The sequence below is a fragment of the Akkermansiaceae bacterium genome, assembly GCA_017798145.1.
Lineage (GTDB): Bacteria > Verrucomicrobiota > Verrucomicrobiia > Verrucomicrobiales > Akkermansiaceae > Luteolibacter.
The window spans coordinates 2,974,834-2,987,309 of the sequence record CP059069.1 but is presented as its reverse complement, the minus strand read 5'-3'; the positions used below and the strand labels follow the sequence as shown (position 1 = coordinate 2,987,309).

The 12,476-nt window shown below is 59.7% G+C and carries 12 protein-coding genes; 5 read left to right on the top strand and 7 right to left on the bottom strand.

The genetic code is table 11. The features are described from left to right. Positions 1-11: 11 nt before the first annotated feature. The 3 genes from ndk to HZ994_12740 form a co-directional block, all read right to left on the bottom strand. Positions 12-449: a nucleoside-diphosphate kinase gene (gene ndk, locus HZ994_12750; GenBank protein ID QTN33144.1), complete on the bottom strand. Its 438-nt coding sequence runs from the start codon at positions 447-449 to the stop codon at positions 12-14. A gap of 266 nt (positions 450-715) precedes the next feature. Then, positions 716-2,074, bottom strand: a complete 1,359-nt coding sequence (locus HZ994_12745) for a sulfatase (protein ID QTN33143.1) — start codon at positions 2,072-2,074, stop codon at positions 716-718. 1 nt (position 2,075) lies between these two features. Beyond that, positions 2,076-4,001 carry a metallophosphoesterase gene (locus tag HZ994_12740; protein QTN33142.1) on the bottom strand — a complete coding sequence of 642 codons (1,926 nt, stop codon included), beginning with the start codon at positions 3,999-4,001 and terminating at the stop codon, positions 2,076-2,078. Positions 4,002-4,145: 144 nt separating this feature from the next. Here HZ994_12740 and HZ994_12735 point away from each other — a divergent pair, with 144 nt between their 5' ends. The 5 genes from HZ994_12735 (at position 4,146) to HZ994_12715 (ending at position 7,568) form a co-directional block, all read left to right on the top strand. Beyond that, a complete protein-coding gene (locus HZ994_12735) occupies positions 4,146-4,445 on the top strand; it encodes a hypothetical protein (protein ID QTN33141.1) in 300 nt (99 codons plus the stop codon). Between the two features lie 32 nt (positions 4,446-4,477). After that, positions 4,478-5,647, top strand: a complete 1,170-nt coding sequence (locus HZ994_12730; protein ID QTN33140.1) for a HupE/UreJ family protein — start codon at positions 4,478-4,480, stop codon at positions 5,645-5,647. 73 nt (positions 5,648-5,720) lie between these two features. Next, a complete protein-coding gene (locus HZ994_12725) occupies positions 5,721-6,386 on the top strand; it encodes a hypothetical protein (GenBank protein QTN33139.1) in 666 nt (221 codons plus the stop codon). A 222-nt stretch (positions 6,387-6,608) separates the two neighbouring features. Then, positions 6,609-6,929 (top strand): thioredoxin, encoded by a 321-nt coding sequence (gene trxA / locus HZ994_12720; GenBank protein ID QTN33138.1) that lies wholly within the window; start codon positions 6,609-6,611, stop codon positions 6,927-6,929. Between the two features lie 72 nt (positions 6,930-7,001). After that, positions 7,002-7,568 (top strand): pseudouridine synthase, encoded by a 567-nt coding sequence (locus tag HZ994_12715; protein ID QTN33137.1) that lies wholly within the window; start codon positions 7,002-7,004, stop codon positions 7,566-7,568. 20 nt (positions 7,569-7,588) lie between these two features. On the opposite strand, the gene HZ994_12710 is transcribed toward HZ994_12715, so the two are convergent. The 4 genes from HZ994_12710 to HZ994_12695 all read right to left on the bottom strand — a co-directional run bounded on the left by HZ994_12710 (position 7,589) and on the right by HZ994_12695 (position 12,474). Then, entirely contained in the window at positions 7,589-8,260 is a 672-nt protein-coding gene (locus tag HZ994_12710) for a serine protease (protein QTN33136.1), read from the bottom strand. A 52-nt stretch (positions 8,261-8,312) separates the two neighbouring features. Then, the gene (locus tag HZ994_12705) at positions 8,313-8,888 is read right to left on the bottom strand and encodes a polysaccharide biosynthesis/export family protein (protein ID QTN33135.1); all 576 of its coding nucleotides are present in this window, start codon (positions 8,886-8,888) and stop codon (positions 8,313-8,315) included. 71 nt (positions 8,889-8,959) lie between these two features. After that, entirely contained in the window at positions 8,960-11,122 is a 2,163-nt protein-coding gene (locus tag HZ994_12700) for a polysaccharide biosynthesis tyrosine autokinase (GenBank protein ID QTN33134.1), read from the bottom strand. Between the two features lie 134 nt (positions 11,123-11,256). Then, the gene (locus HZ994_12695; GenBank protein ID QTN33133.1) at positions 11,257-12,474 is read right to left on the bottom strand and encodes a hypothetical protein; all 1,218 of its coding nucleotides are present in this window, start codon (positions 12,472-12,474) and stop codon (positions 11,257-11,259) included. Positions 12,475-12,476 lie beyond the last annotated feature (2 nt).

Sequence of the window (12,476 nt, the reverse complement as noted above, 5' to 3'; positions counted from 1 at the left end):
GTTGCTGCCTATCAGTAGGAAAAGATCTCGCCGTCCTTGAAGAAGCGCTTGACCTCCGCGGCGGCGGCCTCCGGGGAGTCGGAGGCGTGGCAGACGTTGCGCATCTTCGCATCGGCGTCCTTGAAGCCGAAATCGCCGCGGATCGTGCCGGGGGCGGCGACCATGGAATCGGTCGGCCCGAGCAGGTCGCGGACGCGGGTGATGACCTCATCGCCTTCGAGGGCGAGGGCGATCACGGGCGTTGCCTGCATGAAGCTGCGGACGGATGGGAAGAACGGCTTGTCGGCGATGTGCGAGTAGTGCTCTGCGAGGATCTCGTCGCTGAGGGACATCATCTTGATGCCGCGCACGAGGAAGCCCTCCTTCTGGAAACGGGCGAGAACCTCACCGGTGAGGTTTTTCGCAACGGCATCGGGCTTGAAGAGGATGAGTGTGGTTTCGGTAGCCATGGGCTTGAGTTAGTTTGCCACCCACCCGGGCACAAGCCTTTAATGAGCAAGGGGAGCCGCACTGGGGCCGGATCAGGGGCCGCCCCGCAAGAAGGGCGGCCCCTGCGCGAAGCCTTTGGACGGGGGGGCAGCATCCGGGGTCGCCCGCGCTGTTATTCTCCCAATCGTTTGGGGGATGCTGCAACACGAGACCCGGCCCATCCCCGCCCGACTGATAGGATGACCCCAGGCCGGACAGGAGCAGGGAAGGACCGCACCGGACATCTTCATTTCGCCGCCTGCTTGAGCTCCGCGAAGCGGCTGCGCATTTCAGCAAGGCGATCTTTCTGGGCGGGATCCTTGGCAAGATCGTTCTCTTCGCGGGGGTCTTCCGTGATGTGGAAGAGCTGCTCAACCCCGTGCTCGGGCCAGTAGAAGTATTTCCAGTCCTTCCTGACAAGCGCCTCGGAGGCGGGGATGAAGGTCTTGTCCTTGAGCGTGGCGTGCTCATAGAAGAACTCGTCCCGCCAGCCCTCGGCGCCGACCGCGGAGACATACAGCTCGCTGATGTCGCGGCCCTGCATGCCCTTGGGGATCTCCATTCCCGCGAAGGCGAGGATGGTGGGTGCGAGATCGGCGCTGAGGGTGAAATTGTTGTCCACGGTTCCGCGGGCATTGGCTGGCATGCGGGGATCGTCGATGATGAGGGGCACGCGGATGCTTTCCTGGTGAGGATACCATTTGTCGGCGAGGCCGTGCTCGGCGTGGTAGTAGCCGTTGTCGGTGGTGAAAATCACCAGGGTGTTGTCATAGATGCCCTCCTTCTTGAGCTCGGCGATGATTTTCCCGCAGGTGGCGTCCACCTCGGAAGCGAGGCGGTAGTAGTTCTTCATCATCTCCTGGTATTTCTCCGGGGTGTCGAAGCGCCAGTGCCAGCGGTTGCGGCCTTCGTTTTTCTCGTCGAAAAAATCGGGCAGGCGCTCCCAGGAATCCTGCGTCGCGTTGGGTGGGACGGGGATGTCTATGTCGTTGTAAAGCGACATGCTCTGCGGCTGGGGGAGGAATTGCTTGGGGTTGGAGTCCTCGGCGTGGGTGGCGAAGAAGGCGACGGTGAGGCAGAAGGGCTTGTCCTTGGGGCGGGTGCGGAGGAACTCGAGCGAGTCGTTCTCGTTCTTCTGCGTGACGTGGATCATGGTGCCATCCTCCTGCTTCATCCAGTGCCTGCCGGAGTAAGAGCGGCCGAAGTCGAAGTTCTTCGCGGGGAACTTGCCGTTGTGCCACTTGCCGACGTGGCCGGTCCAGTAGCCGTTGTCGCGCAGGATGCCGGGGTAGGTTTCGTTCCACGGCGTTTCGAAGGGATTGAAGGCGGTGTTGCCATGGCGCGACATCCACTGACCGGTGAAGAGGGTGGCGCGGCTGACCCCGCATATGGCGGTGGTGACGCAGTTCTGGGTGAAACGCACGCCCTTGGCTGCGAGCGCATCGAGGTTCGGGGTCTTGACGACGGGGTTACCGGCACAGCCGAGGGTGTCGAAGCGCCAATCGTCCGCGTAGAGGACGATGACATTGGGTTTTCCGGGGGCGGCGAGCGCGCTTCCAGCGAACAATGCGGCGACGAGTGCGGTGAGTATCGGTTGGTTTCTCATTCTATTGGATCTTTATGGGTTTCTTTTCCGAAGGCTTGTCCGGAGAGGATGGGATACCCGTGAGGGTTTGGCCATCCGGTTTGTTGCGGCCGGTTTTCACCGTGTATCTCCCCGCTGCGAAAACATGCGGGAGCAAGCGCCCCCCGCGCGCGCGGACGGTGTAGAGGATCTCCCCGCTTTCGTCGGAGACGACCTGCACCACGGGATCATCGGCACCTTCGAAGACGAGCTCCGGCAGGTAGCCAGCGACCTTGCGCCCGTCGTTTTTCTCCATGGAAACGGTGACCGGCCAGCCGGGGAACTGGCCTTCCGCGCCGGCCTTCGCATCGGAGAAACGCGGCCAGCACTCGAAGGTGACGGTGTCCGCCCGCTTGTTGAAACGCACCACGCCGTATCCATCGGCACGCTGTTTCTCATCCGAAACCTTGGTCGGATTCGCATAGGCCATCATGGAGATCATGTTACCGAGGCCATCCCTGAAGTCCCCGGTCCACGGCAGCGGGCTGCCCTCCATCGGATTCGGGCCGGCCTTCTCATCAAGCGGGTGCCACCAGCGGCCGTAGATCGTGTTCACAAGGGCGGGGCTGGTGAAGGAGTAGGGGCCGTCGCCGAAACTGTCGATGCCGTGTTTCGCGACCACCGCGAGATGCTGGTCGCCGCAGAGATGGACGGCGCGGCAGCGGCGGATTTCCTCAAGCGCGCGTTTGCGCGGGGTCTGCGGCCAGCCGTTGCAATCGAGATCGGCGAGCAGGCGGCCGCCCCTCGATCCGTGCATGTGAACGGCGCCGCAGAACGCGGTCTGTGAAATTACTGCTTTCATCGTAGCTCCCGCCCAGTCCTGCCCCCACTCGCGGAGGAATTTTTCCTGACGCTCCCCGAGCAGCTGGAGTCCGGGGAGATCGATGGATTTCGGATCGTAAGAGGGATCGTTGATGTGGTCCGGGCGCGGCCCCATCTTCGGGATGTTGCCCATGGGTGCGGATTTGAATTTCCTGTCCTCAAGGATCGCGAAATCGACCCCACCTACGCGGAGCCTCGTGAAATAGACGCCGATACCCTGGTCCACGGGAGCCGGATCGACGGCATCGGGGAGGTTCCATGATTGCTGGCGCTGCACCATGTTCACGTATGCGGGCGGGTAGAAATATCCGCCGTCCGCACCGTCGGGACGCTCGGATTTTTTGCCACCGGCCCCCCACAGGTTCGGGTGGCCGACGTCGTGGTCGTCCGGGATGCAGATCGTAGGTCGGTCGCGCATGAGATCGCGGAACTGAAGGCCGAACTCGATCCAGCCCGCCGTGTGCTCGGTGTGGCGGTAGGTCTGGTCGCCGGCGAAGAAGAGCAGGTCGGGATCGTGATGAAGAAGGTGCCCGACGATTTCCGGGCGCAGGCCGGTGGTGCGGCTGGAGTTGCACGACATGTTGGCGACGACGATCTCCGCCTTGTCCTTGGGGTCTTTGCGGACGGTGCCCTCGAACATCGCTTCCTGGCCGTGGCGGACGCGGTATCTCACGTCCTTGCTGTCATCCCATCCATCGATGCGGAAGTGTGCGCTCCATCCCGGGAAAAGCACTTCCGCCCTTGCGGCCTCCACCCATTTCCCATCCCGCTCGAACTCCAGCCTCGCCTCCCGCGCCTCATCCGGCATGAGCGGATAGAGCTGGGCGGTCATCTTCAGCGCTCCGCGATCCGCCGTGTAGAGCGCGAAGGCAACCACCTCATCGCGCGGCACCTTCATCGGCGGAGGCGGGTTTTTCCCCTGCGGCTTTTTCTTCCACCACTCCCCTGCCGCAAGGGAATCGAGCTCGGGGTGGCCCTTGCCGAATGGCAATTGGGGTTCGCCGCTGGCTGCGAGGATGCGCACCGCGGAACCCTGCCAGAAGAGGAGCGGGGAAAGCCTGATGAGAAATCGCCTGGAAATTTTCATGGAGGGTTTGTGAGGTTCGATACGGCGGCTAGCATGGCTCTCTGTCCGAATGGCGCAACCTTTCGCTTGCATGATGCGCGTTTTCACTTCCCCCTAGACCCTGGCAAGCGCATGGGCTAGACTTCCCGCAGCCTATCCCCTCGCATGGAAACCCTTCTCCAACTCTCCGACAAATCCGCCCCCAGCACACTCACCGAAGTCCTCGATTCGCTGCGGAAAGAACACTTCGATCCCCGCCTCGAATCCAAGGCATGGGGCGACTGGATCTACCTCGACGGCTACAACTCGGTGATCAGCATCGAGTCTAACAGGGGGCTCAGCTCCTCGGCCACCATCGAGCACGCGGAGGGTGAGGAGGACGGTGAGTTCGTCCAATCCATCTACCGCGCCTTCGGCCGCCTGGGCTGGCACGGCGTGGATGATGACGGTGAATTCGCGCTCTAGCGCCTTTTTCAAACGCCAGCACCGGCCCGCCCATGATTGCCCGCACCCTCCTCAGCGCAGCCCTCGCCCTTTCGGGCATGTTCACGGCATCCGCCCACCAGGTGGATACCGTGGAACTCGAATTTCTCCGGACGGATGGAACATGGAAACTCGAAGGGCTGCTCGACATCGCCTACATGATGCCTGAATCGCGCGGTGTGGAAGGGGCACCGCCGATGTTCCGGGCCGATGTCATGGCCGCGCCGCCCGCCGCCCACAAGCGGATCACGGATACGGCCGAGGCAACGATGCGGAAGCTCCTAACCCTCAGCTACAACGAAAGGGAAATCCCATGGGAGATCCGCTTCCCGGATTTCGAAAAGGATCCGCTGGAGCTGCCGCCCGAAGAGGGTGGCTGGGCACTGATGAGGGCGGAGATCACCACTCCAGCCCTTCCCGGCCCGGGTCGGTTCGGCGCAGCTTGGCACGATGACCTCAACTCCGAGCTGATCGTCATCATCGAGGAAGGGGGCGATCTCAAGGGACTGTTTCCCATTTCATCGGGCATGTCGCAAACCCTGCTGACCGTCGAGGCCGGTGAGGGGGCGCAATCCTCCTCAACGCCCAGCCGAGGCAAACAGGCCGAAAACTGGATCTACAATGGTTTTGGCCACGTCATCGCCCACGACTTTTTCGGCGCGATTTCAAGCTTCCGGGTGCCGGAAGGACTCGATCACCTCCTTTTCATACTGGGCCTGTTTCTGCTGGCACCCCGCTGGAAACCGCTGATGGGGCAATCGCTCCTGTTCACCCTCGCGCACTCGATAACCCTGGCACTGGCGATATTCGGGTTCATCTCGCTCCCTTCGCGGGTGGTTGAAATCCTAATTGCAGCCAGCATCGCGTGGATCGGCATCGAAAACCTCATTCTCCGCGAATTGAAGGTTTCCCGGCTTTTCCTGGTCTTCGGGTTCGGTCTCCTGCACGGCATGGGCTTTGCCAGCATGCTGCGGGACAAGATAGGCAACCTCGGCGGAAGCCAGCTCGCACTCCCCCTGATCGGATTCAATGTCGGGGTGGAGCTCGCGCAGGTAACTGTGCTTGCCGTAGCCTTCCTGATCCTGTGGCCGCTGCGGAAATGGACTCGGCAAATCCAGCTAGGCGGATCGGTTTTCGTTGCGCTCGCAGGCATATTCTGGATGTTCGAACGGATTTTTGCCTGAATCCCGAGATGCGTGTTTGACAGGCCGTGGCGAAATCGCCTTACTTTGCCAGCTAGCAATAAAACCAAAGCGCATGAGCGAAAACGAAAACAAGACCCCCTCCAAGCAGACTTCCAGCGTGCCGCTGAAAAAGGAAACCGTCCGTGTGACCCTCAAGGCGGCAGATGCACCGCCCGCTGTCCCGTCCGCCGCCCTTCCGACAAGCCCTGCGCCGACCATCAAGCCCCCGATGCCACCCACGCCGACGGCTCCAAAACCTCCGACCGCCACCCTGCCACCATCCGGCGCACCGACGGCACCCAAGGCACCCGTTCCCGCCCCGACCATACCTCTTCGCACCGCAACGCCACCCACCGCAGGTGCCCCGACGATCAAGCTGGCGACAACCAACGCGCCCGTAGGCGCCCCGACCATCGCCCTCAAGACCGCCAACGCACCGCTGCCAGGCGGCCCAGGAGCCGGCGCCCCCACGGTGGCCCTTCCAAAAGCCACTGTTGCGCTCAATCCTCCGACAAAGCCCCTCAGCCCGACCTCCGCCGCCGCCACCCAGAAGCCCACGCTCTCCACCATGGAAGAGCCCGAGGATGAAACCGGTGCAGGCACATTCTCAAAGATCCTTGCCGGGGTAGGCCTCGTCGCGGCGATCATCGTGCTCAGTCTCCAGCTCAAGATCTCAAGCATCTGGATCGGTGCGGAGGACAACGACCGCAAGGACGACTGGTCCCTCCTCCTTGAATAGGCAACCCCAACAACACGGATACCCATGATACTAGGAATCATCAACACACTCATCGGAGCAGCTGTGCTTTACCTCGCCTATCTCGGCGCGAACCTTCCGCCTCAGTAAATCACCGCAGACACCCCTTCATCACCTCCGCCCTTTTCCTTGACTCAGGAGAATGGGCGGAGGTTTTTTTTCACCGGCCTTGACGTATTGCAGGAGGGGTTCCAGATTGCACGCATGGCAACCAACCTCACAGAATCCAATTTCAATTCCGAAGTCATCGAATCAGACCAGCCCGTCCTCGTGGACTTCTGGGCGGAATGGTGCGGCCCCTGCAAGATGATAGGGCCGGTGCTAGACCAGCTCTCGGCGGAACTCGAAGGACAGGCCAAGATCGGCAAGGTGAACGTCGATGAGGCACGTGACCTGGCGGTCAAATACAACGTGAGATCCATCCCTCTCTTGCTCTTTTTCAAGAACGGTGAGGTGAAAGACCAGATCGTGGGAGCCAGCGTGACCAAGGAACAGCTCAAGGCGAAGCTTCTCGCACTCGCCTGAACCACCAAGCCCTTTCCCAGAGGCTCCACCGTTGTTGCGGCGGAGCCTTTTTCTTGAAGGAATATCCCCGACGTGGTCATTGCATTCCACAAGCCCTACGGCGTGCTCTGCCAATTCACGCCAGACCGTCCGGGACAAAAGACACTTGCCGAATTCGGGTTCCCCGGCGGCGTCTATCCCTTGGGAAGGCTCGACATGGACTCCGAGGGATTGCTCCTGCTTTCCGACCAGTCCGGCATGAACTCGCGGCTGTTAGACCCTGCCAACGCCCATCCAAGGACATACCATGCGCAGGTCGAGGGAATTCCTGACGAGGCCGCACTCGACAAGCTCCGTGGGGGCGGCATCGTCATACAGGGGCACCGTTGCCTGCCATGCAGGGCAGAGGCGCTGGTCCCGCAGCCGGATATCCCGCCCAGGGATCCACCGGTCAGGGTTCGCCGCGAAATCCCGGACACATGGTTGTCCATCACCCTCTGCGAAGGGAAAAACCGGCAGGTCAGGAGGATGACCGCAGCCGCCGGTCACCCCACTTTGCGGCTGATACGGATTTCCATCGGAGATTTTTCGGCGAATTCCCTAGCTTCCGGACAGTGGGAAATTCTTGAACCGGAGGAAATCCGGAAGATATGGCTATAGGTGCCGGATTTACCGTTTGTTTACTGCAGCCGCTCCAGCCAGGCACCGAAATGCTCTTCCCTGGCACGCTTGTCGAGCAACTGGAGATCGCCAGTGGCATCCCGTAGATCGGGAACCGGGCGTTTCCCTAGTTTCACCGTGATCTCGATAGGCTCACCCGCACCTCTCCTAACTTTCAGAACGACATTCACCAAAGGTTTTTTGGCGGCAACGGATTGCATGAAAGCATCCAGCGCCCCCTCGGCAGGCCATGATTTCCCATCCAAGGACAGGATCAGATCGCCAACCTTGAGGCCCGCTGCGGAGGCCGGACTTTCTTTCATCACGTAGCTGATCCTGATGGCAGCGGCCGGCTTTTCACCCGCTGCCCCGTTGAGTATTTCCTCGCCCATCATGATGCCGAGGTAACCTTGCCCTTCGGTCATATAGTCATCGTCACTTAGCGCCCTGAGTATCTCATGGGAGCGCTTGCGGATCTCCGGATCCTCGTTTTTCGGGAGATCGGCAAGGGATGCCGCCCTCACATCAGGCTTTTCCCTGGCCCAGCCGAGGAGGTCTTCCTGCGCCTTCTCCCGGACCTGGAACTCCTCGGAGCTCAATCCGCCGAGCAGGTCCGCCGGTATGGCGTCCCCAAAAGAGACGGTTGCGGCCACAACAAGCAAAGTTGCAGACAGCAAAGCCCTTGGGATCATGGGAAAGTGGTATGAAGCCTACGGGAGCCGATGGTTGCTAGACCGGTCGGCATCAACGCCCAAGCCAATCTTTCTGGGGCACCTCAAGGGTATCGTCAGGCTCAAGCGGAACCCGCATGAACTGGGGGTTGGTGAGATCGTAGGTTTGGGTCTTGCCGTTGCGGTAGAGCTTAACGCGACGCAGGCTACCGAACTCTGTGGCACCGCCGGCTGCCTGCACGGCTTGGTAAATCGTCAGATTCTTCTGGTAGTTGACCGGTCCGGTGCGGCGAACCTGGCCGCCAACGTGCACCATCTGCTCCTGGACGCCCGCACCTTCACGTGTGGAAATCACCTGGATTGTCGGATTGTTGTAGATCTGTGCCGACTTGTAGGCGCTCTGTATGCTGGCGGCAAGCGTCTCCGGGCGCATACCTGCGGCACGAACGGTGCCAATAAAGGGGAGGTTCACAGTGCCAGATTCCGAAACCGGATACATTGCATCGATCTTACCCTTCTCTTCGACGGGGACGCCCATGATGGTAATCTGCACGGATGTGCCGGCCTCGATTTGCGCAAGGGTCGGCGCAGCCAATGCGATGAACCCGAACAGGCAGGTGACAATGCTTCTTAATGAAATGGTTTTCATGGTTTCAATGGGGGTATGGATGGGATAGCAGCAGCTATCGATGACATCTGTCACGGTATCCGGAAATTCGGTCAATACAAGTCGCTTTCTTTCGATCCGGCATCACTGGCGGTCGCCTGCTGCTGGGCAGCCGCTGCTGTGATCCCGACGGCAGGCCCGATCTGTGATTCGGCAGGGGCATAGTAGGTGTAATAACTGGTGTAATACTGATACTGGCTGTCGCTGCGGACATCAACATTGTTCAGGACGACGCCGATCACGTGGCCTCCCACGTTCTCGACCGCCTGCTTGACTCGGAGCAGCATGTTGCGCGGCAGTTTGCGGTGCTGGACAACGATCATCGTGAGATCCACCTCGCTTGCGAGAACCGACGCATCGCTCACGCCGAGGATTGGCGGGCTATCAACGAGGACGAGATCGAAACGCTGTTTCACGTCCTGGATGAGTTCCGACATGCGGCGGGAGTTCAGGATGCCGGCGGCATCTGCAGGGAGGATGCCGGAAGGCATGAAGTAGAGATTATCGACCGGTGTCTGCAGGATCACATCCTCGAGCATCAGCTCAGTGGTGAGGAAATTGGTCAAGCCGACGGAGTTGTTGATATCAAAGAAGGTGTGAAGGCGGGGTCTGCGCAAGTCCGCGTCGATCATGAGTGTGGTGTAACCGCCTTGTGCGCAGATGTACGCCAGGTTCACCAAGGTTGTGGATTTACCCTCTCCCGCACCGCCGGAGACCACCGTAATGGCATTGTCCTCAGGATTCTTGCGGTTGAACTCGATGTTGGTGCGCAGGATTCGGTAGGCCTCGGCATCCGGGCTCATGCCGTTCTGCTTGTGGAGAACCCCGACATCCTTGGGAATGACGGCAAGAACCGGAACCTGCAGATACCTTTCGACATCCTCGAGGCTCTTCACGGAGGTGTCGAGATACTCAAGGAAGAACGCGATGCCTACGCCGAACACCAGCCCGACGACGGCACCCAGGACAAGGTTGAGGGTCACGTTGGGGCTGACGGGTGCATCCGAAATCACCGGTTCGTCGTGGATCAGGATCGTTTCGCTCGGCGCACCTTGGATGATTTCCTGGTTCGTGAGCTGGAGCTTCATCTGCTCAAGGAGGCCAAGGTCGCTTTCGTAGTCACGCTTTGCGTCGACATAGTCATTGGTGTCGATGTTGCGCTCAAGAGCCTCGCTTTTGGATTCCTGCTTCTTGAGTTTTGCAGATTCAAGGCGCTCCTTGGACATTTCAAGCTGTCCCTGGAGCCTTGTTCTCAGATTCACCACACCTTCGTTGAGGTCTTCCTTCGTCCGTTCCAGGATGAGATTCTGCGAGATGATGGTGGGGTGGCGGTCGCCGAGCCCGCTGGCCTTCAGCCCATCGATCTGCCGCTTGAGATCAAGATACTGGGGATAGAGGGTCTTAATGATGTTGTCAGGCAGATCAAGCCCCGCCGCGTAAACGAGGAGTTGTTCGCTGTCATACTTGAGAAGGCTCTGGATCTGCGTTTCCAACTGCATTTTCTCCCCCTCCAGTTCATTGAACCTTTGGGCTGCGTAATTCGCCTCAATATCTTCGTCCAAACCTCCCTGGTTGCCGAAGGAGGCATCGCCGCGGTAGATGATTTTCTTTGTGCGGCTGATGGTTGTGAGAACCTTTCTCCTTTCCTCCACCTTGTCCTCCTGCTCACGAACCGCTTTCTTGAGTTCGTTGATGCCCTTGTCTGCGGTTTTCGTCTCGAGTTCGTTCCGGTAATCCCTGTAGGCGCTTGCCACCTCTGCGGTGATATCCCTGGCATCCTCCTTGCTGGTGTGGCGCACGGTGATGGAAATGAGGTCCGTTCCCCGGATGTTCTGGGTGTTGACGATGCCCTTCAGGATGCGCAGCACGGTCTCGCGGTCGATTCCCCATTTGTTCACCAGATCAAGCTTGTCGATGACCCTGGTGAGCGCGTTCCGGCTCTTGATCTTCTCGAATTCCGTCCCGAAGAACTGAGGGGTCATGGTGGGGCCGCTCGTCCTGAGCGCACCGCCGAGGGGGTCGATCATCCTTTCACGGGGCTTGACCTCTATCGTGGCGTAGCTCTCGTATTTCTTGGGCATCACGTAGGTGATGACGGATGCGGTCATGAAAACGAGGAGCAGGGTGAGCAGGATGACCCCGTAGCGGTTTTTGATGACCTGCCAATAATCGACTGCGTGCAGCGAAGCCTCGTTCTGTTGCTGGGAAGGATTCATAACTATGGGATATGGGATTTGAGGAGAAATGTTACTCGTAGAAAAAAGCTCCCGCAATGCCGAACATCGCGGGAGCCTTAGATTTTGGTGGTGGTTGCAAGGCTGGGATAGCCAAAGCAACCCGGGCAACTGAATCAGAATTCCGCACGAAGGCCGAGACTGATGCGGTTGCGGTCGTAGCTACGATTGACAACATCGCTGTCTGCGTTGGTGAAGTTGTAGGAAAGCGTGCCGTAGAGATACTCCGTAAACTTGAGGGATGCCCCGATGTAGGCATTCACAAGCGTCTCATCAGCATCAGGCGCTCCACCAGGTCCGGGAATGAGGCGGCCGCTTTCGTAGGAGGTGGTGATCAGATCGACTCCACCGAACAGTGAGAGTGACGGGGAAAGCTGGTATTCGCCCGAGACACCTACACGCAAGGTGAGCCTTTCGTCGTATTCCACGATGGCTGGGAGTGCGACCACTGTGTCATAGTCCTCAGCACCATAGCGCACAAAGCCCCTGATGCTGAACTGGGTGTTCACTTGTGAGCGGAGAGCCAGCTCAAGGTAAGGGTTGGTCGAGTTGCTGCCGCCCGGGCCGCTTACATCGCGAAGCTGGGCACCGGCGTTGGCGATCAGGATCGTGTTCGGGCTGAAGCGGTGCTCGATACCCATGAGCAGGTATTGGTTGGTGGAGTCGGATGCACGCCCGCTTCCGTCAGTTTCAGAGTAGCGATAGGACGCCGTGAGCACCGATTGGGGGCTGAGCTGATAACGGAACTGGTTGTAAGCGGTCCATGTGAATCGATCACCATCCGGTATGTTGTCGTACTCCAGCCCTGTGAGTTGGAAACCGGTGTATGTTGCGAAACGTTCCGTCCAGCGATAGCCGATGGAGTTGTCTGTCTGCCAGTAGAGATACTCGCTGTTCACTCGGTTGGAGGCGAAACCCTGAGCGAGATCCGGCTCTAGCTCATAGGCCAGGAAATTGCGGCTGGTGAAGCGCAGGCGCTCATTGAAACGGTGGGTGAGGTTCACGCCGACACGAGCTTGGCCGAAGGTGTCATCGTTCATTGCGGGAGCATCGTCGATGTAGTAGATCACACCGAGCCTGGCATAGACGTCCAAGGTTGTCTGCGGAGTCACGCTGACGAATGATACGCCGACGAATGGGTTGAGGGAGAAGGATTCGTCACCATCGAAGCCAGCAAGGCCGGGGGTGGTGTTGTCGTCCCAGATGGCGTCAACTCCAACGCTCCATGCGATCGGAACCGAGGTTTCCGCATCGTTGGGGATGTAGAGACCGCCTGCGCTTGCCGCGGCGGCCGCAGCGGCTGAGATGGTGCTGATAATGAGTTTTGATTTCATAA

Bases quoted from the DNA above. Each gene is read 5' to 3' on its own strand.
- ndk (QTN33144.1), bottom strand. From the start codon at position 449: ATGGCTACCGAAACCACACTCATCCTCTTCAAGCCCGATGCCGTTGCG.
- HZ994_12745 (QTN33143.1), bottom strand. From the start codon at position 2,074: ATGAGAAACCAACCGATACTCACCGCACTCGTCGCCGCATTGTTCGCT.
- HZ994_12740 (QTN33142.1), bottom strand. From the start codon at position 4,001: ATGAAAATTTCCAGGCGATTTCTCATCAGGCTTTCCCCGCTCCTCTTC.
- HZ994_12735 (QTN33141.1), top strand. From the start codon at position 4,146: ATGGAAACCCTTCTCCAACTCTCCGACAAATCCGCCCCCAGCACACTC.
- HZ994_12730 (QTN33140.1), top strand. From the start codon at position 4,478: ATGATTGCCCGCACCCTCCTCAGCGCAGCCCTCGCCCTTTCGGGCATG.
- HZ994_12725 (QTN33139.1), top strand. From the start codon at position 5,721: ATGAGCGAAAACGAAAACAAGACCCCCTCCAAGCAGACTTCCAGCGTG.
- trxA (QTN33138.1), top strand. From the start codon at position 6,609: ATGGCAACCAACCTCACAGAATCCAATTTCAATTCCGAAGTCATCGAA.
- HZ994_12710 (QTN33136.1), bottom strand. From the start codon at position 8,260: ATGATCCCAAGGGCTTTGCTGTCTGCAACTTTGCTTGTTGTGGCCGCA.
- HZ994_12705 (QTN33135.1), bottom strand. From the start codon at position 8,888: ATGAAAACCATTTCATTAAGAAGCATTGTCACCTGCCTGTTCGGGTTC.
- HZ994_12700 (QTN33134.1), bottom strand. From the start codon at position 11,122: ATGAATCCTTCCCAGCAACAGAACGAGGCTTCGCTGCACGCAGTCGAT.
- HZ994_12695 (QTN33133.1), bottom strand. From the start codon at position 12,474: ATGAAATCAAAACTCATTATCAGCACCATCTCAGCCGCTGCGGCCGCC.